Source organism: Rhabdaerophilum calidifontis (assembly GCF_008641065.1).
In the GTDB taxonomy this organism is placed as follows: domain Bacteria; phylum Pseudomonadota; class Alphaproteobacteria; order Rhizobiales; family Beijerinckiaceae; genus Rhabdaerophilum; species Rhabdaerophilum calidifontis.
The window spans coordinates 1-21,836 of record NZ_VTRS01000001.1; the positions used below are offsets into that span (position 1 = coordinate 1).

A 21,836-nucleotide genomic window follows, 5' to 3' on the forward strand; every position below is an offset into this window, starting at 1 on the left:
CGCGTAGAGGATCTCCGGATGGCGGTGGATGTCGCGGCGCCAGGAGGTGACCTCCTCCTTCAGCGCCAGGATGCGCGGATCGATCTGCATGGGGAACCCGGGTTGACAGGAAAAGCAGGCAGCAAGCTAGCGCCAATCGCGGGCCCATGCCAGCCCGAGCGCGCGAGAACCGCTTAGCGCGCGGAAGCCCCGTCCGTCACCTCGCCCGGCGCCGCCGGCTGCGCCGTGCCGCGCAGGGCGGCGCGCGGCCGCACGGTGCGGTAGCGCCCGCGCTCGACCGAAAGCAGCACCACGGCGAAGACCATCATGCCGTTCATCCACCAGGTCTGGATCGCGCCGATGGCGATCACGGCATAGGTGAAGGCTGCGGCGAGCCCGGCCAGCGCGAGCGGCGCGACCTCGAGCCCCGATCGCCCCGCCGCCTGCATCGCCGAGAAGACGAGGATCGCGAAACCGATCGCGCCGAGCAGGCCGAGATCGTACCAGGTATCGGTGAGGAGCGAGATCGGAACCGTCACCGGCATCTGCCCCGCCTCCCGCGCCGCATGCGCGGCGTTGAACCCCCAACCGGTCATCAACCGCAGCGGCTCGGCTGCGGCATGGCCCCACCAGGCGCCGAACTGCGCGAGGCTGCCGTCGCTCGGCAAACCGAAGACATTGGCCAGGAGCCGCGCAGCGAGCGCGACAAACGGCGCGAGCAGGATGATCGCCGCGGCCAGGGTTCCGAGCCCCGTGCCGACGCGTTCCGGCGACGACCAGGCGAGCGCAAAAACGATCATCCCCACGACCATCGGTGCGATCGCGTTGGTGGTCGGCCCGAACAGGGCCACGCCCGCAACCAGAATGATCAGGATCGCCGCCAGCAGGCGCCGGTCCTTGATCATCAGCCAGGCCGCCGCCGCCCAGCCGAGGCAGGTCAGCATGATCGCGGTGCGCCCCGGCGTGCCGGAGGGAAAGCGTAACAGCGCAAGGCCCAGCGCCTGGGCGACGACCGAGGCGAGGATCAGCAAGGCCCCCAGCGCGACACCGATCGTGATCAGGTGCAGGTTGGTGGCGCGCATGCGCGCCGGAAGGGCGTGGATCGCCAGCAGCCCGAGCACGACGACCCCCACGGTCTTGAAGATCTTGTCCGCCGCCGCGCCGGGCTGACCCGTCCAGCCGAGGGACAGGAAGGCCCAGAGGACGAGGCCCAGCCCGGTCAGGCCCGGAACACTCCAGAGCGAGCGGGCGAGATCGCGCAGCACGCGGAAGGGGTCGCCGCGCAGCACCGCCGAGAGGATGATCAGGATCGCCCCGATCGGTACGAGCACCACGATCACCCAGCGCGACATCAGGATCGCGCTCGGCAGCACGATGGCAAAGATCGCGAAACCGAGCCGCAGCAGCATGGCCGCCGCCGCGACGGCCGGGTCGCGCTCGGAGTTGTTGGTCAGGGATCGGTCGCCGGTCTGGATGCGCATGCTCGGACAAATCCTGGTTGCAGGCGACGTTACGCGAGAATCGTCCGCCGGGGCTGTATGCGCGTCGCAACACTTGTGACAATTCCGGCACGCGTGTCCGCTTCGCCCTGCTTGCCGCGCGTGGTCCGGGGCGCTACTTGCGCGGAAGAGCCACGGCAAAGCGAAAGACAGGGCACGAAGATGGCCGAAACTCCGACGAATCCGGTGCAGGAGGCGCTGCTTGCGCGGCGCTCCGGCAATGCACGCGCGCTCGCCGGACCCGGCCCGGACGCCGCGGTGCGGGCGGCGATCGTGCTCGCGGCCGCCCGCGCGCCGGATCACGGGCGGCTCGTGCCGTTCCGGTTCCTGGAGATCGCCGACGATGGCCGGGAGAGGCTGGCCGATCTGCTCGCCGCCGCCGCGCTCGAACTGGAGCCGCATCTTGCGGCGGCCGAGATCGAGCGGGCGCGCGAGAAGGCGCATCAGGGTCCGACGATCCTGGCGCTCGTCGCCCGGATCGACGCGGACCATCCCAAGATCACCGCCAGCGATCAATGGCTTGCCGTGGGCTGCGCGCTCGAGAACATGCTGCTCTCGGCCCAGGGTTTCGGCTTCGCTGCCGCGATCCGCTCGGGGCGCTTCCTCGACACGCGGGCGATGCGGGAGGGATTCGCACTCGCCCGTCACGAACATCTCGCCGCGCTCGTCGCGCTCGGGACACCGACGGATTGGCCGCCGCAGCGGCCCAAGCCGACGCTGACGGAGGTGTTCTCCCGCTGGCCGGGCTGAATCCGTCTTTGACTTCGGACAAGGACAAGGCCGGCATGCCGCGCTAGGAAACCACGCTTCCACAAACCGCGCCGGACGCGGTGCTTGAGGCGGGGGGCGGCATGACCCTGAGATTCAACCCCGACGAGATCGCGCGCCTCGCGACGCAGGTGCCGCGCTATACGAGCTACCCGACCGCGCCGCATTTCTCGGCCGAGATCGGCAACCTTACCTATCGCGAATGGCTGCGGGCCATGCCTTCGGGCACGCGGCTCTCGCTCTATCTCCACATTCCCTTCTGCGACACGCTGTGCTGGTTCTGCGGCTGCCATACCCGCATGATCCGGCGCTACACGCCCGTCTCGGGCTATCTCGACCGGCTGATCCAGGAGATCCAGACAATCGGCGCGTTGCTGCCCGACGGCGTGCGCGTGACGCATATCCATTGGGGCGGCGGCTCGCCGACCCTGCTCGCGCCGCGCGATATCGTGCGTCTCAATGCGGCGCTGCTCGGCGCGTTCCAGGTCGATCGCGCCTGCGATTTCGCTGTCGAGATCGACCCGCGCGGCATGGACGACGCGCGCCTCGACGCGCTCGCAGAGGCGGGGCTGACGCGCGCGAGCATCGGCGTGCAGGATTTCGACCCCAAGGTCCAGGCGGCGATCAACCGCTTCCAGAGCTTCGAGGAAACGCGGGCCGTGGTCGAGGCGCTGCGGCTGCGCGGCGTCGGGTCGCTCAACATCGACCTGCTCTACGGCCTGCCGCACCAGGAGACAGCCAAGATGCTGGCCTCGCTCGACGCCGTACTGACGATGCGCCCGGACCGGATCGCGCTGTTCGGCTACGCGCATGTGCCCTGGATGAAGAAGCACCAGGAGCTGATCCCCGCCGAGGCGCTGCCCGGCATGGCCGAGCGGGCGGAGAGCGCGGAGCGCGCCGCCGAGCGGCTGGTGATCGCGGGCTATCACCGCATCGGCATCGACCATTTCGCGCTGCCGCGCGATCCGCTCGCCGTCGCGGCCGAGACCGGCACGCTGCGGCGCAACTTTCAGGGCTATACGACCGACGATTCCGACAGCCTGATCGGGCTCGGCGCCTCGGCAATCGGCCAATTGCCGCAGGGCTTCATCCAGAACATTCCCGGCGGGCAGGCCTATGAGCGCAGCATCGGGTCGCATGGCCTTGCGGTGGCACGCGGATTCGCCATCGGCCCGGAGGATCGCCTGCGCCGCGACGCGATCGAGAGCCTGATGTGCCGGCTATCGCTCGATCTCGCGGCATTGCGCGCCCGGCACGGCGAACTCGCGGCGCGGCTCGAACCGGAAATCGAGGCCCTGTTCGCGAGCGAGGACGCCGCCTTTGTCGAGCGCATGCCATCCGGCTTCCGCGTCAACGAGGCGGGCCGGCCGTTCCTGCGGCTGATCGCCGCGCGGTTCGACGCCTACCTGCCACGCGGCAGCGCCCGCCATTCCACCGCCCTGTGACCGGGGGCCGGGCTGCCGGCGTCAGGGCGCGTTCGCCGCGCCGGAATCGCGGAGCATCGCGATGATGCCGGAGAAATCGGTGTCGGCCGCGTGCTCGGCGAAACGAGCATAGAGTTCGGTCGCGGTGGCACCGAGCGGGGTCGCGGCGCCGGCCGCGCCCGCCGCCTCCTGGCTGAGGCGCAGGTCCTTGAGCATCAGGGCCGCGGCAAAACCGGGGCGGTAGGCGTTGTTGGCGGGGCTCGCCGGCACCGGGCCCGGCACCGGGCAATAGCTCGTCAGACTCCAGCACTGGCCCGAGGAGGTGGAGGCGACATCAAACAGGGCCTGATGCGAGAGACCGAGCTTCTCGGCGAGGACGAAAGCCTCGCAGACCGCGATCATCGAGATGCCGAGGATCATGTTGTTGCAGATCTTCGCCGCCTGCCCGGCGCCGGCGGCGCCGCAATGCACGATCCGCTTGCCCATGGCCGCCAGCACCGGCTGCCCCGCCGCGAAGGCGGCTTCCGTGCCGCCGACCATGAAGGTCAGGGTCGCGGCCTTCGCGCCGCCGACCCCGCCCGAGACCGGCGCATCGAGCGCCGAGAGCCCTGCTGCGGCGGCAAGCGCATGGACCGCACGGGCATTCTCGACATCGATCGTCGAGCAATCGATCAACAGCGATCCCGGCGCCAGGACGGGGATGATCTCGGACCAGACGGCCCGCACATGCCGGCCGGCCGGCAGCATGGTGATGACGATCTCCGCGCCTTCGACAGCCGCCCGCGCATTCTCCGCGATCACGACGCCCGAGGCGGCGGCAGCGGCGCAGGATTCCGACGCGAGGTCGAACCCGACCACCGCGTGCCCGGCCCCGGCCAGATTTCCGGCCATCGGCCCACCCATATTGCCGAGCCCAATGAAAGCGATGCGCGTCATGCCGCCTGTCCCTTCGTATGGTTGAGAAAATCGACCCAGTGCCGGCGCAGCTTCTCTGCGAGGCCGGAAGGATCGTCGAGGGTTTCGGAGCCCGCCACGAGCGCGGCGGCAAGGCCGGGCGGCGGATCGAGCTGGTCGAAGCGCACCACATGAACAATGACAACGGGCGCCCCGCGCATGCGGATCGTCAGGCCGCGCCCGGCTTCCGGGGGCAGCGGGACGGCCTCAAGCACCGGGTGATCCTGCGCGGGATATCCCCAGCGCGTCAGCCAACCGGAATCCGCATAGGCGGCCGGATCCTCCGCCACGAGGATGAAGGTCACCACCGAGCGCTGGTCCGCCCTGCGCGCGGCAAAAGGCCCGGCGAGGATCAACCCGCGCAGACCCGGCTCGGCGAGCGCGAAGCGCCGCGTCTCCTCGACGAGCGTGCCGATCGCGGCCCGCCCCATCCCCTCGATCACGGCCGGCTTCTCACGCGCGAACATGCCGCGCAGGCCCGGCGCGCCGCGTTTCGGCGCCACGAGGAAGCGCAGCGCGAACCAGATGACGGCGATGGCGCCCACGAGCGCGACAGGGTTGTCGAACAGCCAGGCCGGCATGGCTCACCCGCGCTCGACGAGCGACCGCGCGACGATCAGCCGCATGATCTCGTTGGTGCCCTCGAGAATCTCGTGCACGCGCAGGTCACGCACGATCTTCTCGATCCCGTATTCGGCGAGATAGCCGTAGCCGCCGAGGAGCTGGAGCGCGGCATTGGCGACGCGCGATGCGGTCTCCGTGACGAAGCGCTTGGCGGCGGCGCAGCGGATGGTGGCGTCGGGTTCGCGGCGGTCGAGCGCCGCGGCGGCGGCGTAAAGCATCACCCGCGCGGCCTCGAGATCGATCGCCATGTCGGCGAGCCGGAATTGCAGCGCCTGGAAATCCTGGAGCCTGCGCCCGAACGCCTCGCGCTCCGCCATGTAGGCGCGCGCGCGCGCAAGCGCCGCCTGCGCGCCGCCGAGCGAGCAAGCGGCGATGTTGAGCCGTCCGCCGTCGAGCCCGGCCATGGCGATCGCGAATCCCTCGCCCTCGGCGCCGATCCGGTTGGCAACCGGGACGCGGCACCCTTCCAGGATGACCTGCCGCGTCGGCTGGGCGTTCCAGCCCATCTTCCGCTCGTTGGCGCCAAAGGAGAGACCGGTCGTGCCTTTCTCGACCAGCAGGCAGGAGATGCCCCTGGCACCGGGCTCGCCGGTCCGCGCCATCACGGCGTAGATCTCGGCGGCGCCGGCGCCGGAAATGAACTGCTTCACGCCATCGACGATGTAATGCTCGCCCTCGCGGCGGGCGCGGGTCTTGAGCGCGGCGGCATCCGAGCCGGCGCCGGGCTCGGTGAGGCAATAGGAGGCAAGATGCGCCATATTCGCGAGTGCCGGCAGGAAGCGCCGGTGCTGCTCGGGCGTGCCGAACCGGTCGATCATGCCGAGCACCATGTTGTGGATCGACAGATAGGCCGCGATCGAGGGGCAGCCCTCCGCCAGGGCCTCGAAGATCAGCGCCGATTGCAGCCGGCTGAGGCCTGTGCCGCCGTTCTCCTCGCGGACATAGAGCGCGCCCATGCCGAGCGCGGCAGCGGCGCGCAGCGTCTCGACGGGAAAATGCTTCGTCTCGTCCCATTCCACCGCGCGGGGGGCGAGTTCCTCGCGGCCGAAGGCGCGCGCCATGTCGCGAAGCGCGAGATCGTCCTCACCGAGCGCGAAGGCGGGGTGCGGGTCCGACGACCCGCTGCGATCAAGCATGGTGGTTCCTCCCGTCAGAGCACCACGATTCCCTGGTGCTTCGCCTTGTTCTCCGGCTCGACATGGATGGTGATTGAAGCGCCCTCGATCTCGGCGCGCAAGGCCGCCTCGATACGATCGCAGATATCATGCGCGCAATCGACCCGCATCTCGCCCGGCACGACGAGATGGAACTCGATGAAGGTCAGCCGGCCGGCATGGCGGGTGCGCAGGTCATGCGCCTCGATCGCGCCCTGCGCCTGCGCCGAGATCACCGCACGGATGCGGCCCAGTTCCTCCGGCGCGGCGGCTTCGTCCATCAGCCCGGAGAAGGAGCTCTGCATCAACCCCCAGCCCGACCAGAGGATGTTGAGCGCAACGAGGCAGGCCAACGCCGGATCGAGCCAGTCGAGCCCCGTGACGAGCACGAGGACCAGCGCCGCCAGCACCCCGGCGGAGGAGATCACATCGGCGAGCAGGTGCCGGCCGTCGGCGATGAGCGCCGGCGAGCGCAGCGCCCGGCCGCGACGGATCAGCACCATGCTCCAGGCGCCGTTGATCAGCCCGGCGCCGATATTGAGCCCGATGCCGAGCGGATCGAGGACAACGGCGCGCGGCGCGAGGAAGGCCTGATAGGCCGCGTGCAGCACCGCCAGCGCCGCGAGCAGGATCAGCGCGCCTTCGAAGACGGCGGCGATATATTCGATCTTCTGGTGGCCGTAAGGGTGGTTGGCATCGGCCGGCTTGGCGCTCAGCCGCAAGGCGCCGAAGGCCACGAGCGCCGCGACGACATTGATGGTCGATTCGAGCGCGTCGGAATACAGCGCCACCGACCCCGTCAATCGCCAGGCGGCGAATTTCAACCCCAGAACCGCGAGGCCGATTGCGATCGAGCCCAGGGCGAGCCGTTCCGCCTGATTCGCCGCCCGCGCACCCTGCCCGTTCACATCCGTCTCCACGATCGCCGCCCCGGCCGGGTTCAGGCCCCGCGGGAGCCATGCGCGAGACGCTCCGGCGGGTCAAGCCGGGCGAAAGACGATCACGCGCCGAGCAGCCGCCGGGCATTGCCGCGGACGCGGCGCAGGCCGGGCCGCAGCGCCGCCCGCGCAAACCGCATCGGCGCCCCGTTCGCGAGACGCGCGACGCCATGGGAATCGCCGCGCAACAGCCGCAGCGTCATTTCGAGGTTGAGCCGGGTGAGTTCGGCCAGGGCCGCGGCCGACCCTTCCTGCGCGGCCGCGAATTTCTCGGCGACCATGCGGCTCGCTTCCGGCATCGTCCCGGATGCCGCGGGGCGGCCCTGCGCCAGGCGGAACGCCTCGGCGGCAAGGATCGGCAGGCGCGCCGCCACGACGAGGGGCACGAGGAGGAACGACATGGACGACTCCGGAGCTGGATTGCTGGCAGCAGTTGCTTATCGCTGCCAACAAATTGAATATTCTATTCTTTTTGTCCGCAGCGCGGCGATTTGTCAACTTCGCGGAAACAATTCAGGCGGCGAAATGTCGTGATCATCATCCCTTTCCGGAGGTGCCCGTGACCGATCCGCATTTCCGCCGCCAGCTCGAAGGCTATGGGCTGACGACCGCCAACATCCTCTACCGGCTGCCGGATCATCCGGCACTGCTCCAGGAGTTCATCTGGCAGGATTACGATCTGTTTCCGGATTTTCCGGTCCTGACGCGCTTCATCGATTTCTGGAAGCGGGAGATCGAGGGCGCGCTGCACTCGGTGCGGGTCGCGCATAACCGGCTGATCACGCCGGCGGAGATGAAAGCGGTCGGCGCGGAATTCCGGCTGCATTAGCCGCCGGGCTGCGGCACGGCCGGCGCAGGCACACGCTGCGCCGGCCCGGTTTCACGCCGCCACCGGCTGCTTGGCCGGGTTGGGCGTCGAGGCGACGATCGAGTAGCGCGTCGTCGCCGAGGACCGGCTCGCAAGCGAACGTTCGCGCCAGATCTGGTTCGCTTCGTCATAGGTCCGGAACGGGCCGAAGACGCGTGCCGTTCCGGGAACGACCTCCTGGAACTCCACGCATTGATATTCGCCGCCGATCACCCAGTATTGCTTTGGCATGGCCTTGCTCCGTCTTCCGGTTTTAATCCCGGACCGCGGGGAGCCCCGCGGCCCGGATCATCGCGCCGTCATTCCGCCGCGACGGCTTTCGGCTTGTCGCCGTGGAACTGCTCGGTCTCGGTCGAGCCGGCCATGGCGGTGGTCGAGGACTTGCCCTGGCTGATCGCCATGGCCACGGCATCGAAATAGCCGGTGCCGACTTCGCGTTGATGGCGGACGGCGGTGAAGCCCTGGTCCTGCGCCGCGAATTCGCGCTGCTGCATCTCCGAATAGGCGCCCATGCCGCGGGTGGAATAGCCCTTGGCCAGCTCAAACATCGAGAGGTTGAGCGAGTGGAAGCCGGCAAGCGTCACGAACTGGTAGCGATAGCCCAGCGCCGCGATCTCCTCCTGATACTTCGTCGCCTCCGCCACGCTCATCTTCTTGAGCCAGTTGAAGGAGGGCGAGCAATTGTAGGCGAGGAACTTCTCCGGATAATGCCGCTTGAACTCGGCCGCGAATTCGCGCGCCTCGCCCAGATCGGGCTCCGAGGTCTCCCACCAGACGAGGTCGGCATAGGCGCCATAGGCGATGCCGCGCGCGATCGCGTGCTCCACCGAGTGCTTGTTGCCCTGCTTGAGGCGGAAGAAGCCCTCGTCGGTGCGCGAATCGCGATCGATCCAGGGATGATCGTAATCATCGACATCCGAGGTGATGAGGTTGGCGGCATGCGCATCGGTGCGGGCGAGAAGCACGGTGTCGACGCCACAGACATCCGCCGCAAGCCGCGCCGCATTGAGCGTACGCAGGAAGGTCCGGGTCGGCACCAGCACCTTGCCGCCGAGATGGCCGCACTTCTTCTCCGAGGCGAGCTGGTCCTCGAAATGCACGCCCGAGGCGCCGGCCTCGATCATCGCCTTCATCAATTCGAAGGCGTTGAGCGGCCCGCCGAACCCGGCCTCCGCATCGGCGATGATCGGCGCCATCCAATAGGTGGACTTGTCACCTTCGAGATGCGCGATCTGGTCGGCGCGGCGCAGCGTGTTGTTGATGCGGCGCACGACATCCGGCACCGAGGAGGCAGGATAGAGCGACTGATCGGGATACATCTGCCCGGCATTGTTGGCATCCGCCGCGACCTGCCAGCCCGAGAGATAGATCGCCTCGAGCCCGGCCTTCACCTGCTGCATGGCCTGGTTGCCGGTCAACGCGCCGAGGGTGCGGACGAAGGGCCGATTGGCGAGCAGATGACGCAGCCGCGCGGCGCCCATCTTCGCAAGCGTGAATTCCATCTGGAACGAGCCGCGCAGCTTCTCGACATCGGCGGGGGTGAAATCCCGCTTGTTCTGCGGCGCGTAGGGGGCGTTCGTCGTCGACATGGGTGTTCCTTTCGCGGGCGTGAGGCCCTTCCTGCCGGTCGCCGCGCCATGGGCGCCACCCCGTGCAGGGATTTACAAGCCTTCACATGGTCCGAAACTCGCAGAATGCGTTCGCATGCGCAATAAGCGATTGGATTAACGTGAGAAACTACGAAAATTCTTGACAGCATGACATTTGTAATGTTGTAAATTGTAAAATCTGTGGAGGTTCCATGAAAGCGATGCGGATTGGCGGCAAGCTGCGGCGGCTGCGCCAGGAGCGGCGCCTGAGCCAGGCGCAGATGGCCGGCGAGATCGGGATCTCGCCCTCCTATCTCAACCTGATCGAGAGCAACCAGCGCCCGGTGACGGTGACGGTGCTGCTCAAGCTCGCCGAGAAGTTCCAGCTCGATCTCGCGAGCCTCGGCGGCGAGAGCGACGAGCGGCTCCAGACCGATCTCATGGAGGCGCTCTCCGATCCGCTGTTCGAATCCGCCGATGTCAAGACCTCCGACGTGCGCGAGCTCGTCGCGCAATTGCCGGCGCTGGGCCGCGCCTTCGTCGCCCTCTATCAGGCCTATCGCCGTGGCGGGGCGGGCGATGCCGGCCTTGCGGCGGATCCCGAGGCCGCACCGAGCGCACTGCCCTCGGAGGAGGTGACGGACTTCCTCCAGCACCGCCGCAACCATTTCCCCGAACTGGAGGAAGCCGCCGAGCAGCTCTGGCTCGAAAACGGGCTGGCACTGTTCACGCTCCAGCAGGACCTCGTGAAAGTGCTCAACGCGCGCTTCGCGGTCGATGTCGAGATCGCACCGGCGGAAGCGATGCAGGGCCTGCTGCGGCTCTACAATCCGCTGACGCGCCGGCTCCAGCTCTCGGAACTGCTGCCACTGCCGAGCCGCACCTTCCAGCTCGCGCATCAGATCGCCTTTCTCGGCTTCCGCAAGGAGATCGATCAGGCGGTTTCCGGCGGCAAGTTCACGAGCCTTGAGGCCGACAAGCTCGCGGCCTCCGCGCTCGCCAATTACTTCGCGGCGGCGGTGATGAGCCCCTATGACCGCTTTCTCGAATCGGCACGCGCGACGCGCTACGACATCCAGACCCTGCAGCACCGGTTCGGGCTTTCGTTCGAGCAGGTCTGCCACCGGCTGACGACGCTGCAGCGCCCCGGCGCCGAAGGGGTTCCGTTCCACCTCATCCGGGTCGATATCGCCGGCAACATCTCGAAGCGATTCTCGCTCTCGGGCATCCATATCGCGCGCTTCGGCGCCGCCTGCCCGCGCTGGAACGTCTACGACGCCTTCGCGACGCCGGGGATGCTGCGCGTCCAGGTCTCGCGCATGCCGGATGGCGGCGCCTTCTTCTGCGTCGCCCGCACCGTAACCCCGGCCGGGCGGATCGTGATGCGCGGCGGGCTGCCGCAGCGCGCCGGGCAGCTCGCGATCGGGCTCGGCTGCCCGCTCACGCATGCGCGCGAGATCGTCTATGCTGACGGGCTCAATCTCGACGACCCGCAGATCGTCACCCCGATCGGGGTCTCGTGCCGCACCTGCCCGCGCAGCGATTGCGCCGACCGCGCGATGCCCGCGCTCGCGCAGCGGCTGGTGATCGACGAGAACCGGCGCGGGCTCTCGACCTATTCGGCGGCCGGATAGCCGGGCGCCGGTCTGCCGGCTTGACCCGTGCCGCGCGGCGGGCGAGGGAAGACGAGCCCTGCCGGAGTCCCGCCATGCCCTCGAAACTCGACCAGCTCAAGGCCATGACCGTCGTCGTCGCCGATACCGGCGACATGGCCGCCATCGAGGCCTATCGCCCCACGGATTGCACCACCAACCCGACGCTGATCCTCAAGGCGGCCGAGATGCCGGCCTATCAGGACCATGTCGCGGAGGCGGTGCGCTGGGCGGCCGGCCAGGGCGGCGACCGGGCGGCGCGGATCGCCGCCGCCTGCGACCGGCTGGCCGTGACCTTCGGCGCCGAACTGACGCGGCGCGTGCCGGGCCGCGTCTCGACCGAGGTCGATGCCGACCTCTCCTTCGACACGCGCGCGACGATCGAGAAGGCGCGCGCGATCATCGCCGCCTATGCGGCGCGCGGCGTGCCGCGCGAGCGCATCCTGATCAAGATCGCCGCGACCTGGGAGGGAATCCGCGCCGCCGAAACGCTCCAGAAGGAGGGGATCGACTGCAATCTCACCCTGCTGTTCAGCCTCGTGCAGGCGGCGGCGGCGGCAGAAGCCGGCGCGTTCCTGATCTCGCCCTTCGTCGGCCGCATTCTCGACTGGTACAGGAAATCGACCGGGCAGGATTATACCGCCGAGACCGATCCCGGTGTGCTCTCCGTCCGCCGGATCTACACCTATTACAAGGCGCATGGCCTCGGCACCGTGGTGATGGGTGCCTCGTTCCGGAATCTCGGCGAGATCGAGGCGCTGGCCGGCTGCGACCGGCTGACGATCGCCCCTGCCCTGCTCGATCAGCTCGCGAAGGACGAGGGCAGGCTCGTCCGGGTGCTCGACCCGGAGGCGGCGGCGCGGGATGCGAAACCGGCCCGGATCGCGGTTGACGAGGCCGCCTTCCGCTGGGCGCTCAACGAAGACGCGATGGCGACCGAGAAGCTCGCCGAGGGCATCCGCCTGTTCGCGGCCGATCTCGCCAAGCTGCGGGCGCTTGTGGGCGCGCGGCTCGATGCCTGAGGCCTGACCCGAACAGGGGCCGGAAGCGCGACGATCCGTGGAAAGCCGGCCCCGCGAAACGGGCCCGGCCGGGCGGGGCGCCTCAGCGGCGGAAGCCGCCGCCGATCGCCCCGCCGATCACACCGCCCAGGATCGCGGCGCCGAGCGTCGAACCGGCGCTGCTCCCGCCGCCATCCTCGACCGGGGCGCGACGGCGGTTGCGGGCGATCGGGGTCGGCTCGACATCGTATTCGCGATCCTCGCCGGCGCGCTGGTCGCGGCGCTGGCGCTGCGCTTCCTGGATCGAGCGCTTGGCCGGGCGCTCCGCCTGCTTGTTGGCCGCGGCCTTGCCGGCGCTGGCGGGCGTCATCGGTTGGGCGTTCTTCCAGCGTGCATATTGCTCGTCGGTCGCGTTCAGCAGCGCGTTGCGCTGGGCCTCGGTGAAGAAGCCGGTATCAGGATATTTCTGCGCCTTCTGCCAGGCTGTGATCGCAGCGCGCGCCTTGGGGCCGAACTTGGCCGCGGCGGCGCCGGGATCGAAGCCGGCGAGGCGGAGGCGGTCGGTCGTCTCACGCACCGCGTCGGCGCCGAGCTTGAGGTTGTTCTCGGTCGTCGCGGTGCCGGCGACGCTGGTATCGCCGACCGGGCGCAGCGCGCGGCCGGGGCCCGCCTTCTGGAGGTTCTCGATCCGGGTGCGGGCGAGGCCGGCGAAGATGCCTGCCGGATAGGCGGCGAGATAGGCCTTATATTCGTCGAGCCGGTCGGCCTTCTGCACCGAATCCCAGAAGGCGACCTCGGCCGCGGCGGCGCCCGGCTGCGCCGTTGGCTGGGCCGGCGCGGCGAGCGCGGCGGGCGTGGCCGCGGCGGGCAGCGGAACGGCGCTGTTCGCCGCCACCATTGCCTGCGGCGCGCGCGGCCGCGGGTTGAGGAAGAACTCGCCGATGATCGAGGTGTTGACCCAGGGCCGCTGCTTCTCGTTCGTTGCGCGGAACACGTCCTCGCGCACGCGGTCCATCACGACGCTGATCGGCACGCCGGGCTCGGGGATGTGCTTGAGAAGCGCGCGGGTGAAGGGGCTGTTGGAGTTCGACGTGCCGTCATAGGCGACATTGCGCGGCGAGGTGGCGAAGGAGATCAGCAGCCCGTGCGTGGCGTTGGTGTCGATTGCCGCGAGGCCGCGCCCGACCATGGCCGAGCGCGTGCCGAGCGACCGCTTGAGCTGCTCCTCGAAGGGATTGTCGCGGCAGGCATCGAGCAGGACGATGTTGACCTTGCTCTCCTGCTCCATCTGGTTGACGATGAAGCGCAGCGGCACGGTGTTGAAATCGACATCCGATTCCTTGGAAAGCTTCGCATCCACCGGGAGGATGTAGTTGTCGTCCTTCACCGCGATGCCGTGGCCGGCGTAGTAGAAAACCGCCGCCCTGGCGCCGTCGAGCCGCTCGCGGAAGGTCTTGATCGTGCGCTGCATGGCGATGAGATCGGTGTCGTAGGCCTCGATCACCTCGTAGCCGAGCGACTTGAACAGCGCCGAGACCGCCTGGGCATCCGGCACCGGATTGGCGAGCGCCGGGACGTTCTGATAGGCGCCGACGCCGATGACCAGCGCGACGCGCCGCTCCTCCTGCGCCGACACGATGGATGCAAACCCGAGCAAAGCCGCCAGGGCCAGCGCCATCCCGCGCGCCGGCACCGCCAATGCCCGAACGACCCGTTGGAAAGCTGCGGTGACCATGACAACACCCTCTTCCGAATGCCCGCCTTCATAGCAGATCCTGGGATTTTTGGAACCGATTCGACGGTCCCAGGCGGCCTGTCCGCCCCCGGATCGGCCCTTATCCTGCGCGCGGGAGCGCGTTCCCGCCGTGCGCCCGCGCACAGGTTGTGGCGCGGCTTCGGGCCGCGCCGGCACGATCGGCGCCGTTTTCGTTGGACATTTGCCGCGCCTTGGCTATCTCGCGGGGCATGACAACCGAAGCGATCCCCAATATCCGCAACTTTTCCATCGTCGCGCATATCGACCATGGCAAATCGACGCTGGCCGACCGGCTGATCCAGAAGACCGGCGGGCTCTCGGAGCGCGAGATGGTCGATCAGGTGCTCGACAACATGGAGATCGAGCGCGAGCGCGGCATCACGATCAAGGCGCAGACCGTGCGCCTCACCTACCGCGCGCAGGACGGGAAGGATTATATCCTCAACCTGATGGACACGCCCGGCCATGTCGATTTCGCCTACGAGGTCTCGCGCTCGCTGAAGGCCTGCGAAGGCTCGCTCCTCGTGGTGGATGCCTCGCAGGGAGTGGAGGCGCAGACGCTCGCCAATGTCTACCAGGCCCTCGATGCCGACCACGAGATCGTGCCGGTTCTGAACAAGATCGACCTGCCTGCCGCCGAGCCGGACCGCGTCAAGGAGCAGATCGAGGAGGTGATCGGGCTCGACGCCTCCCAGGCCGTGCCGATCTCGGCCAAGACCGGCCTCAACATCGAGGGCGTGCTGGAGGCAATCGTCACGCGCCTGCCCCCGCCCCGGGGCGATGCCGAGGCGCCGCTCAAGGCGATGCTGGTCGACAGCTGGTATGATGTCTATCTCGGCGTCGTCGTGCTCGTCCGCGTCGTCGACGGGCGGCTGAGGAAGGGCATGCGCATCAAGATGATGGGCACGGATGCCGCCTACGAGGTCGATCGCGTCGGCGTCTTCACGCCGAAGATGGTCGACATGGCCGCGCTCGGCCCCGGCGAGGTCGGCTTCATCACCGCCTCGATCAAGGAAGTGGCGGATACCCGCGTCGGCGACACGATCACCGAGGAGAAGCGTCCGACCGCCGAGGCGCTGCCGGGCTTCAAGCCGGTGCAGCCGGTGGTGTTCTGCGGGCTCTTCCCGGTCGATGCGGCGGATTTCGAGGAATTGCGCGCCGCCATGGGCAAGCTGCGCCTCAACGATGCGAGCTTCACCTACGAGATGGAGACCAGCGCCGCGCTCGGCTTCGGCTTCCGCTGCGGCTTCCTCGGGCTCCTGCATCTCGAGATCATCCAGGAGCGGCTGACCCGCGAATTCAACCTCGACCTGATCGCAACCGCACCCAGCGTCGTCTACCGCATCATCCAGCGCGACGGCGAGGAGATCGAACTTCACAACCCGGCCGACCTGCCGGACGTGATGAAGATCGAGCGCATCGAGGAGCCGTGGATCCGCGCCACCATCCTCACGCCCGACGATTATCTCGGCGCGATCCTCAAGCTCTGCCAGGACCGGCGCGGGGCGCAGATCGACCTTTCCTATGTCGGCAAGCGCGCCATGGTCGTCTATGATCTGCCGCTCAACGAGGTGGTGTTCGATTTCTACGATCGCCTGAAATCGGTCTCGAAGGGCTATGCCTCCTTCGATTACCAGATCACGGATTACCGCGAGGGCGATCTCGTGCGGCTCTCGATCCTCGTCAATGCCGAGCCGGTCGATGCGCTCGCCATGCTCGTCCACCGCACCCGCGCCGAGAGCCGCGGCCGCGCGATGTGCGAAAAGCTGAAGGATCTGATCCCGCCGCATCTGTTCCAGATCCCCGTGCAGGCGGCGATCGGCGGCAAGATCATCGCGCGCGAGACGATCCGCGCGCTGCGCAAGGACGTGACCGCCAAATGCTATGGCGGCGACATCAGCCGCAAGCGCAAGCTCCTCGACAAGCAGAAGGAGGGCAAGAAGAAGATGCGCCAGTTCGGCAAGGTCGAAATCCCGCAGGAAGCCTTCATCGCCGCGCTGAAGATGGACGGCTGACGCCGGCGGGCTTGCGCGGGTTCGGCACGCGGAAAAGATCCGAGCATCGGATCTGCCGGATCACCGGGATTATGCGGTCAGATGCGGACCATGATCGAGAAGGTCGTACGCGCCCCCCCTCCGAAGCGGGCCGGAACCGGCCGACCCAGCCCGGATCCATAGCCGAATGCGTCAAAAATTCAGGGCTCCCCGTCACCCCGCCGAGACCCCGATCTCCTTGATCAGCGAGCCCCATTTGTCGCTCTCCCCCTTGAGGAAGGCTGCGAGTTCGCCGGGGGTTGAGCCGACGATCTCGGCGCCGAGCTTGCCGAGCTTCTCGGCGACGGCCGCATCGGCAAGCGCGGTCTTGATGTCGGCGTTCATCTTCTCGACGATCGACGCCGGCGTCTTCGCCGGCACGAAGACGGCAAACCAGGAGGAGACGTCGAAGCCCGGCACGGTGTCGTTCACCGGCGCCAGGTCCGGCGCGAGCTTGGAGCGCCGGGCGGTGGTGATCCCCAGCGCCTTCACCTGGCCGCCGCGCGCCTGCGGCAGGGCGGCGGTGATGTTGTCGAAGATGCAATCGAGCCGCCCGGCGATCAGGTCGTTCTTCGCCTCCGCCGTGCCGCGATAGGGCACGTGCACCATCTTCACGCCGGTGAGCTTCTGGAACAATTCACCCGAGAGATGGACCGAGGTTCCGATGCCCGAGGAGCCGAAGGTGAAGGTGCCGGGCTTCTCCCGGGCGAGGCGGACGAAATCCGCCACCGTTGCCGCCGGGTGGTTCGGCGGCACGATCATGATGTTCGGGACCAGGCAAAGCAGCGAGACCGGCGCGAAATCCCGGACCGGATCATAGCTCAGCGCCTTGTAGAGGAACGGATTGGTCGCCATGCCGACCGAGACGATCAGCATCGTGTTGCCGTCGGGCGCGGCCTTGGCGACGGTATCGGTGCCGATATTGCCCCCGGCACCCCCCTTGTTCTCGACGACAATCTGCGCGCCCCAGAGCCCGGTGAGCTTCTCGGCGACGACGCGGCCGATCACATCCGTCGCCCCGGCGGGCGGGAAGGGCACGACGAGCTTGAGCGTGCCGCCCTTGGGCCAGGCCGCCTGCGCGCTCAGCGGGTGCGACAGCGCCATCGTTACCCCGAACCCCAGCAGCCCGGCGCCGAATTCCCGGCGGTTCGGCCCGCAACCCGTCATCCTCGCAATCCGCTTGTCCATGCCGTTTCCTCCACCCCGATCGGCTCTTCCCGCACGATGCATCGGGTTGGGGTGAGCGTAGCCGAGTTCCGGCATTTGGGAAGCGCCCCGGCATGGCCGGAAGTCCATTTTCCGGTTAACCATTCCCTGCCAGAATATGTCGGGGATCGGCATGCGACGAGACGGACGGGCGGGGCGGAATGACAGGCAGGATGCGGTTGAACCCGTTCTCGGGCATTGTGGCGCGCATGGCCTTGCGTGCCACCCTGGGCGCGGCGCTGCTCCTGGTGGCGACGCCGGCGCGCGCGCAGCAGACCGAGACCGAGGAAATGGCGCGCCGCGCCAAGGTTCTCTCGCAGCTTCCGCATAACGCTGCCAAACGGATCTTCGGCACCGCGCCCGGCCCGGCGCCGCTCGCGGCGCGGGCGATCGGCTCCTTCGCGCGCGGCTGCCTCGCCGGCGCCACGGCGCTGCCGGTCGATGGCGAGACCTGGCAGGTGATGCGCCTGTCGCGCAACCGCATGTGGGGGCACCCGCAGCTGATCGCGCTCGTCGAGCGCCTCGCCCGGCGCGCGCCGAAGGAGGCGGGCTGGCCGGGCCTGCTCGTCGGCGACATCTCGCAGCCGCGCGGCGGGCCGATGCTGACGGGCCATGCCTCGCACCAGATCGGGCTCGACGCCGATCTCTGGCTGACGCCGATGCCGGCGCGGCGCCTCAGCCGCGAGGAACGCGAAACGATGAGCGCCACCAACATCGTCCGCCCCGATTGGATGGATGTCGACCCGGCGGCCTATACGCCCGCGCATCTCGCCCTGATCCGGCTCGCGGCACGGGAGAAGGCGGTGGCGCGGATCTTCGTCAATCCGGCCATCAAGGTGGCGCTGTGCCGGGATGCCGGCACCGACCGGGCCTGGCTTTCGAAGGTGCGGCCGATGTGGGGCCACAATTACCATTTCCACATCCGCATCGCCTGCCCGGCCGGCGACGCAAGCTGCGTCGACCAGCCGCTCCCGGCCGACGAGGACGGCTGTGGCGTCGAATTGCAGGATTGGCTGAAGAAGCAATATGCCGCGATGAACCGCCCGAAACCGCCGCCCGGGACACAGGGCAAGCCGAAGCCGCCGCCGAAGCCCTGGACGCTCGACGATCTCCCGGACGAATGCCGCGCGATCGCGGTCGCGAAATAGCGCCCGGCGCCGGCGCATTCCTAGCCGCGCAGGGCCGCCAGCCGCTCCAGCGCCGCATCGAGCGTCGCGCGCCGCTTGGCGAAGCAGAGCCGGACGATATGCCGCACCGGGTCCTCGGCATAGAAGGCCGAAACGGGGATCGCCGCAACGCCCCGCTCGCGCACCAGCCGCTGGCAGAAGGCGGCATCGTCCGTCTCGCCCAGCGGCGCGATGTCGATGTTGAGGAAATAGGTGCCGGCCGAGGGCAGGACCGTGAAGCCGAGATCGCGGAGCCCGGCGGCGAGGTAATCGCGCGCGGCCTGGAAATCCGCCCGCATGGCCGCGAAGAACCCGTCCTCCTTGCCGAGGCCGTAGGCGACAGCCGCCTGGAGATTGGGCGGGGTGGTGAAGGTGAGGAATTGATGGGCCTTGGCGAGCACCCGCATCAGATCCGGCGCCGCCATCACCATCCCGACCTTCCAGCCCGTGAGCGAGAAGATCTTGCCGGCCGAGGCGATCTTCACCGTCCGCTCGCGCATGCCCGGCAGCGCGATCAGCGGCATGTGGCGGTGATCGTCGAACACGACATGCTCCCACACCTCGTCGCAGACCGCGTAGGCGTCATGCGCCATCACGAAATGCGCGAGCATCGCCAGGTCCGGCGCCGGGCACACCGTTCCGGCGGGGTTGAGCGGGTTGTTGAACAGCACGAGCTTGGTGCGCGGCGAGAAGGCCGCCGCCAGCATCTCAGCCGTGAAGCGCCATTCCGGCGGCTTCAGCGTCACGAAGCGCGGCACGCCGCCGGCCCGGAGCACCAGCGGCAGATAGGCATCGTAGAGCGGCTGGAACAGAACCACCTCGTCGCCGGGCTCGATCAGCGCCAGCAGCGCGCCGGCGATCGCCTCGGTCGCGCCGGAGGTGATCATGATCTCGCGCTCGGGGTCGAGCGCAAGGCCCTGGTGCCGGGCGAAATGCGCCGCAACCGCCTGGCGCAGCTCGGGAAGCCCCATCATCGGCGGATATTGGTTCCAGCCGCTTCTCACCGCCTCGGCCGCGCGGGCACGGATATCCTCCGCGCCGGGATCATCCGGAAAGCCCTGGCCGAGATTGACGGCATCATGCTCGCGCGCAAGCCGCGACATCGTCTCGAAGATCGTCGTCGGCAGCCCGGCGAAGACCGGATTGAACCCGCCCGCCATCCACGCGCCCTCCCTGCCCGGGCGCCATCGCCCGGTTCCGGAGCCGCTCCCTAGAGACAAGCCGGCCGCGACGCAACCATCACGCCGGATGCTGCGCGAGAGCGGCTGCCGGACTGCTTGACAGAAATAATTAATGTAAATATCATTTACATTGTAAGCGGACTTGACATTATCTGTTGAGTGATGAAATATGATTTTTATCACATAATACTTGTCATCCTGGAGGCACCCGCCCGTGAATGTCCGCCAGAGAATTTCCGCCGAGGACATGCGCGAGCGCATCATCACCGTCGCCGAGGAGCATTTCCGCCGCCTCGGCTACAGCAAGACGGCGGTGGCCGACATCGCCGCCGCGCTCGGCATGTCGCCTGCGAATATCTACCGGTTCTTTCCCTCGAAAAACGCGATCAATAATGCGATCTGCGCCAAGCTGGCGGAGGAGACCCGCGCACTCGTCGCCGAGATCGTGGCGCGGCCGCTGCCGGCGGCCGAACGGCTGCGGATCTTCTTCCTCGCCCTCCACCAGCACAACCGCGCGACGCTGATCCACGAGCATCGCCTGCACGACATGGTCGAGGCGGCGATGGAGGAGAACTGGCCGGCCATCGAGGCCCATTGCGCCCAGATGGAGGCCTTCCTCGCACAACTCATCCGCGACGGCATCGCCGCGGGAGAATTCCGCGCCGTCGATCCGGAAGCCTTCGCCGCGACCGCCTTCGACGCCGGCCTCAAGATCTTCCACCCGACGATGATCGCGCATTGCTCGCGCTGCTCGACCTTCGCCGAGATGGATTCAAGCGCATTGGCGCTTGCCGACCTCATCATCGCCGCCCTCCGCCCCTGATCCCGCCCCGAGGCCGCCATGTCTGATCCCGAGACGACCTCCCCCGCCACTGCCGCTGCCGAATCCGCCGCTGCCGCGCCACGCGGGCGCCGCTTCCTGCGCCGCGCGGCGCCGATCGCCCTGCTCGTCCTCGCCGGCGGCGGTGCGGCCGGCTGGGCGCTTGCGAGCCGCCCGGAGGTCCGGCCCGCTGCCAGCCAGGCGGCAGCGGACCCGACCCGGCCGGTGCTTGTCCGGGTGGCGAAGCGCGAGAGGCTCCAGCAGCCGCGCGTGCTCGTCGGCACGATCCGCGCCCGCGTCGAGGCCGATCAGGGCTTCCGCGTCGGCGGCAAGCTCGCCGAGCGCCACGTGCAGGTGGGGGACCGCGTACGTGCCGGCACGCCGCTCGCCGTGCTCGACGAGACCGATCTGCGTCTTGCGCGCGAATCCGCCGAGGCGGAACTCGCTGCGGCGCGGGCCTCCGCCCGGCAGGCCGAACTCGAACGCGACCGAATCGCCGAATTGCGCGCCAAGGGCTGGTCGACCGATCAGGCGGCGGACCGGCAGCGCGCAGCCGTCGCCGAGGCGATGGGCCGCGTCGCCCGCGCCGAGCGGCAGGTGGAGCTCGCCGTCAACAGCCAATCCTATGCCGTGCTGAAGGCGGAGCATGACGGCATCGTCATCGCGCTCTCCGCCGAGGCCGGCCAGGTGGTCGCGGCCGGCCAGGCGATCATCCGTCTCGCCCGCGACGGCGCGCGCGAGGTGCAGGTCGCGGTGCCGGAGCAGGATCTGGCCTTCGCCCGCCAGGCCCGCGCCGAGGCCGCGCTCTGGTCGGAGCCGGCCCGGCCCTACCCCGCCGCCCTGCGCGAGCTGACGCCGAACGCCGATGCCGCGACGCGCACCTTCCAGGCGCGGTTCCAGCTCGACGGGCTCCCGGCCGATTCGCCGCTCGGCATGACGGCAACGCTCACGCTTGCGCCGTCCGAGGCCGCCTCGGCGATCCGCGTGCCGCTCTCGGCCATCCTCGACCAGGGCAACGGCCCGCATGTCTTCGTCGTCGATCCGGCGAGCGGGGTGCTGGCGCTGACGCCGGTGACGCTCCTCTCCTTCGACGCGCGCGAGGCGGTGATCGGCGCCGGCCTCGACGAGGGCGCGCGCGTGGTGACGCTCGGCGTGCACACGCTGCGGGCCGGGCAGAAGGTCCGCACGCTCGACGATTCCCGGCTCGGCTGAAACGAGGCATAT

General features: G+C 68.7%; 21 protein-coding genes. 10 read left to right on the plus strand and 11 right to left on the minus strand.

What is annotated here, in order from left to right; genetic code table 11:
• Positions 1 to 173: 173 nt before the first annotated feature.
• Entirely contained in the window at positions 174 to 1,460 is a 1,287-nt protein-coding gene (locus FWJ24_RS00010; protein WP_150285742.1) for a hypothetical protein, read from the minus strand.
• A gap of 180 nt (positions 1,461 to 1,640) precedes the next feature.
• Here FWJ24_RS00010 and FWJ24_RS00015 point away from each other — a divergent pair, with 180 nt between their 5' ends.
• Together FWJ24_RS00015 and hemN are read left to right on the plus strand one after the other, a co-directional pair.
• Positions 1,641 to 2,228 (plus strand): nitroreductase family protein, encoded by a 588-nt coding sequence (locus FWJ24_RS00015; RefSeq protein ID WP_166443526.1) that lies wholly within the window; start codon positions 1,641 to 1,643, stop codon positions 2,226 to 2,228.
• Between the two features lie 101 nt (positions 2,229 to 2,329).
• Entirely contained in the window at positions 2,330 to 3,691 is a 1,362-nt protein-coding gene (gene hemN, locus FWJ24_RS00020) for an oxygen-independent coproporphyrinogen III oxidase (protein WP_150285744.1), read from the plus strand.
• A 21-nt stretch (positions 3,692 to 3,712) separates the two neighbouring features.
• On the opposite strand, the gene mmsB is transcribed toward hemN, so the two are convergent.
• The 5 genes from mmsB to FWJ24_RS14555 form a co-directional block, all read right to left on the minus strand.
• On the minus strand, positions 3,713 to 4,606 hold the full coding sequence (gene mmsB / locus FWJ24_RS00025) for a 3-hydroxyisobutyrate dehydrogenase (protein WP_150285745.1): 894 nt from the start codon (positions 4,604 to 4,606) through the stop codon (positions 3,713 to 3,715).
• Positions 4,603 to 5,205: a hypothetical protein gene (locus FWJ24_RS00030; protein ID WP_150285746.1), complete on the minus strand. Its 603-nt coding sequence runs from the start codon at positions 5,203 to 5,205 to the stop codon at positions 4,603 to 4,605. The genes mmsB and FWJ24_RS00030 overlap by 4 nt, the downstream gene beginning before the upstream one ends.
• A gap of 3 nt (positions 5,206 to 5,208) precedes the next feature.
• Positions 5,209 to 6,384 carry an acyl-CoA dehydrogenase family protein gene (locus FWJ24_RS00035; RefSeq protein WP_150285747.1) on the minus strand — a complete coding sequence of 392 codons (1,176 nt, stop codon included), beginning with the start codon at positions 6,382 to 6,384 and terminating at the stop codon, positions 5,209 to 5,211.
• A gap of 14 nt (positions 6,385 to 6,398) precedes the next feature.
• On the minus strand, positions 6,399 to 7,310 hold the full coding sequence (locus tag FWJ24_RS00040; RefSeq protein ID WP_150285748.1) for a cation diffusion facilitator family transporter: 912 nt from the start codon (positions 7,308 to 7,310) through the stop codon (positions 6,399 to 6,401).
• Between the two features lie 92 nt (positions 7,311 to 7,402).
• On the minus strand, positions 7,403 to 7,741 hold the full coding sequence (locus FWJ24_RS14555) for a hypothetical protein (protein ID WP_166443525.1): 339 nt from the start codon (positions 7,739 to 7,741) through the stop codon (positions 7,403 to 7,405).
• Here FWJ24_RS14555 and FWJ24_RS14890 point away from each other — a divergent pair.
• The gene (locus FWJ24_RS14890) at positions 7,740 to 7,874 is read left to right on the plus strand and encodes a hypothetical protein (RefSeq protein ID WP_281291923.1); all 135 of its coding nucleotides are present in this window, start codon (positions 7,740 to 7,742) and stop codon (positions 7,872 to 7,874) included. The two genes, FWJ24_RS14555 and FWJ24_RS14890, sit on opposite strands and share 2 nt — an antisense overlap.
• Before the next feature lie 25 nt (positions 7,875 to 7,899).
• Positions 7,900 to 8,169, plus strand: a complete 270-nt coding sequence (locus FWJ24_RS14765) for an usg protein (RefSeq protein WP_246155440.1) — start codon at positions 7,900 to 7,902, stop codon at positions 8,167 to 8,169.
• A 51-nt stretch (positions 8,170 to 8,220) separates the two neighbouring features.
• On the opposite strand, the gene FWJ24_RS00055 is transcribed toward FWJ24_RS14765, so the two are convergent.
• Positions 8,221 to 8,439 carry a DUF4170 domain-containing protein gene (locus FWJ24_RS00055; RefSeq protein ID WP_150285751.1) on the minus strand — a complete coding sequence of 73 codons (219 nt, stop codon included), beginning with the start codon at positions 8,437 to 8,439 and terminating at the stop codon, positions 8,221 to 8,223.
• A 68-nt stretch (positions 8,440 to 8,507) separates the two neighbouring features.
• Positions 8,508 to 9,797 carry an isocitrate lyase gene (gene aceA / locus FWJ24_RS00060; RefSeq protein ID WP_150285752.1) on the minus strand — a complete coding sequence of 430 codons (1,290 nt, stop codon included), beginning with the start codon at positions 9,795 to 9,797 and terminating at the stop codon, positions 8,508 to 8,510.
• 212 nt (positions 9,798 to 10,009) lie between these two features.
• Between aceA and FWJ24_RS00065 the strand changes: the two genes are divergently transcribed.
• Positions 10,010 to 11,431, plus strand: coding sequence for a helix-turn-helix domain-containing protein (locus tag FWJ24_RS00065; RefSeq protein WP_150285753.1), 1,422 nt, complete (start codon positions 10,010 to 10,012; stop codon positions 11,429 to 11,431).
• A gap of 74 nt (positions 11,432 to 11,505) precedes the next feature.
• Positions 11,506 to 12,471 carry a transaldolase gene (gene tal / locus FWJ24_RS00070; protein WP_150285754.1) on the plus strand — a complete coding sequence of 322 codons (966 nt, stop codon included), beginning with the start codon at positions 11,506 to 11,508 and terminating at the stop codon, positions 12,469 to 12,471.
• A gap of 82 nt (positions 12,472 to 12,553) precedes the next feature.
• Here tal and FWJ24_RS00075 read toward each other — a convergent pair whose 3' ends face one another.
• Positions 12,554 to 14,185: a caspase family protein gene (locus tag FWJ24_RS00075; protein ID WP_150285755.1), complete on the minus strand. Its 1,632-nt coding sequence runs from the start codon at positions 14,183 to 14,185 to the stop codon at positions 12,554 to 12,556.
• A gap of 230 nt (positions 14,186 to 14,415) precedes the next feature.
• On the opposite strand from FWJ24_RS00075, the gene lepA reads away from it, so the two are divergent.
• Positions 14,416 to 16,221: a translation elongation factor 4 gene (gene lepA / locus FWJ24_RS00080; protein ID WP_150285756.1), complete on the plus strand. Its 1,806-nt coding sequence runs from the start codon at positions 14,416 to 14,418 to the stop codon at positions 16,219 to 16,221.
• Between the two features lie 192 nt (positions 16,222 to 16,413).
• On the opposite strand, the gene FWJ24_RS00085 is transcribed toward lepA, so the two are convergent.
• The gene (locus FWJ24_RS00085; RefSeq protein ID WP_166443527.1) at positions 16,414 to 17,427 is read right to left on the minus strand and encodes a Bug family tripartite tricarboxylate transporter substrate binding protein; all 1,014 of its coding nucleotides are present in this window, start codon (positions 17,425 to 17,427) and stop codon (positions 16,414 to 16,416) included.
• 179 nt (positions 17,428 to 17,606) lie between these two features.
• Between FWJ24_RS00085 and mepA the strand changes: the two genes are divergently transcribed.
• Positions 17,607 to 18,593 carry a penicillin-insensitive murein endopeptidase gene (mepA, locus tag FWJ24_RS00090; RefSeq protein WP_246155442.1) on the plus strand — a complete coding sequence of 329 codons (987 nt, stop codon included), beginning with the start codon at positions 17,607 to 17,609 and terminating at the stop codon, positions 18,591 to 18,593.
• 20 nt (positions 18,594 to 18,613) lie between these two features.
• Here mepA and FWJ24_RS00095 read toward each other — a convergent pair whose 3' ends face one another.
• A complete protein-coding gene (locus FWJ24_RS00095) occupies positions 18,614 to 19,771 on the minus strand; it encodes an aminotransferase (RefSeq protein ID WP_150285758.1) in 1,158 nt (385 codons plus the stop codon).
• 235 nt (positions 19,772 to 20,006) lie between these two features.
• Here FWJ24_RS00095 and FWJ24_RS00100 point away from each other — a divergent pair, with 235 nt between their 5' ends.
• Together FWJ24_RS00100 and FWJ24_RS00105 are read left to right on the plus strand one after the other, a co-directional pair.
• The gene (locus FWJ24_RS00100; protein WP_246155443.1) at positions 20,007 to 20,615 is read left to right on the plus strand and encodes a TetR/AcrR family transcriptional regulator; all 609 of its coding nucleotides are present in this window, start codon (positions 20,007 to 20,009) and stop codon (positions 20,613 to 20,615) included.
• Between the two features lie 18 nt (positions 20,616 to 20,633).
• Positions 20,634 to 21,824: an efflux RND transporter periplasmic adaptor subunit gene (locus FWJ24_RS00105; protein WP_150285759.1), complete on the plus strand. Its 1,191-nt coding sequence runs from the start codon at positions 20,634 to 20,636 to the stop codon at positions 21,822 to 21,824.
• The last annotated feature ends 12 nt before the right edge of the window (positions 21,825 to 21,836 follow it).

Bases quoted from the DNA above. Each gene is read 5' to 3' on its own strand.
- FWJ24_RS00010 (WP_150285742.1), bottom strand. From the start codon at position 1,460: ATGCGCATCCAGACCGGCGACCGATCCCTGACCAACAACTCCGAGCGC.
- FWJ24_RS00015 (WP_166443526.1), top strand. From the start codon at position 1,641: ATGGCCGAAACTCCGACGAATCCGGTGCAGGAGGCGCTGCTTGCGCGG.
- hemN (WP_150285744.1), top strand. From the start codon at position 2,330: ATGACCCTGAGATTCAACCCCGACGAGATCGCGCGCCTCGCGACGCAG.
- mmsB (WP_150285745.1), bottom strand. From the start codon at position 4,606: ATGACGCGCATCGCTTTCATTGGGCTCGGCAATATGGGTGGGCCGATG.
- FWJ24_RS00030 (WP_150285746.1), bottom strand. From the start codon at position 5,205: ATGCCGGCCTGGCTGTTCGACAACCCTGTCGCGCTCGTGGGCGCCATC.
- FWJ24_RS00035 (WP_150285747.1), bottom strand. From the start codon at position 6,384: ATGCTTGATCGCAGCGGGTCGTCGGACCCGCACCCCGCCTTCGCGCTC.
- FWJ24_RS14890 (WP_281291923.1), top strand. From the start codon at position 7,740: ATGGACGACTCCGGAGCTGGATTGCTGGCAGCAGTTGCTTATCGCTGC.
- FWJ24_RS14555 (WP_166443525.1), bottom strand. From the start codon at position 7,741: ATGTCGTTCCTCCTCGTGCCCCTCGTCGTGGCGGCGCGCCTGCCGATC.
- FWJ24_RS00055 (WP_150285751.1), bottom strand. From the start codon at position 8,439: ATGCCAAAGCAATACTGGGTGATCGGCGGCGAATATCAATGCGTGGAG.
- aceA (WP_150285752.1), bottom strand. From the start codon at position 9,797: ATGTCGACGACGAACGCCCCCTACGCGCCGCAGAACAAGCGGGATTTC.
- FWJ24_RS00065 (WP_150285753.1), top strand. From the start codon at position 10,010: ATGAAAGCGATGCGGATTGGCGGCAAGCTGCGGCGGCTGCGCCAGGAG.
- tal (WP_150285754.1), top strand. From the start codon at position 11,506: ATGCCCTCGAAACTCGACCAGCTCAAGGCCATGACCGTCGTCGTCGCC.
- FWJ24_RS00075 (WP_150285755.1), bottom strand. From the start codon at position 14,185: ATGGTCACCGCAGCTTTCCAACGGGTCGTTCGGGCATTGGCGGTGCCG.
- lepA (WP_150285756.1), top strand. From the start codon at position 14,416: ATGACAACCGAAGCGATCCCCAATATCCGCAACTTTTCCATCGTCGCG.
- FWJ24_RS00085 (WP_166443527.1), bottom strand. From the start codon at position 17,427: ATGGACAAGCGGATTGCGAGGATGACGGGTTGCGGGCCGAACCGCCGG.
- mepA (WP_246155442.1), top strand. From the start codon at position 17,607: ATGACAGGCAGGATGCGGTTGAACCCGTTCTCGGGCATTGTGGCGCGC.
- FWJ24_RS00095 (WP_150285758.1), bottom strand. From the start codon at position 19,771: ATGGCGGGCGGGTTCAATCCGGTCTTCGCCGGGCTGCCGACGACGATC.
- FWJ24_RS00105 (WP_150285759.1), top strand. From the start codon at position 20,634: ATGTCTGATCCCGAGACGACCTCCCCCGCCACTGCCGCTGCCGAATCC.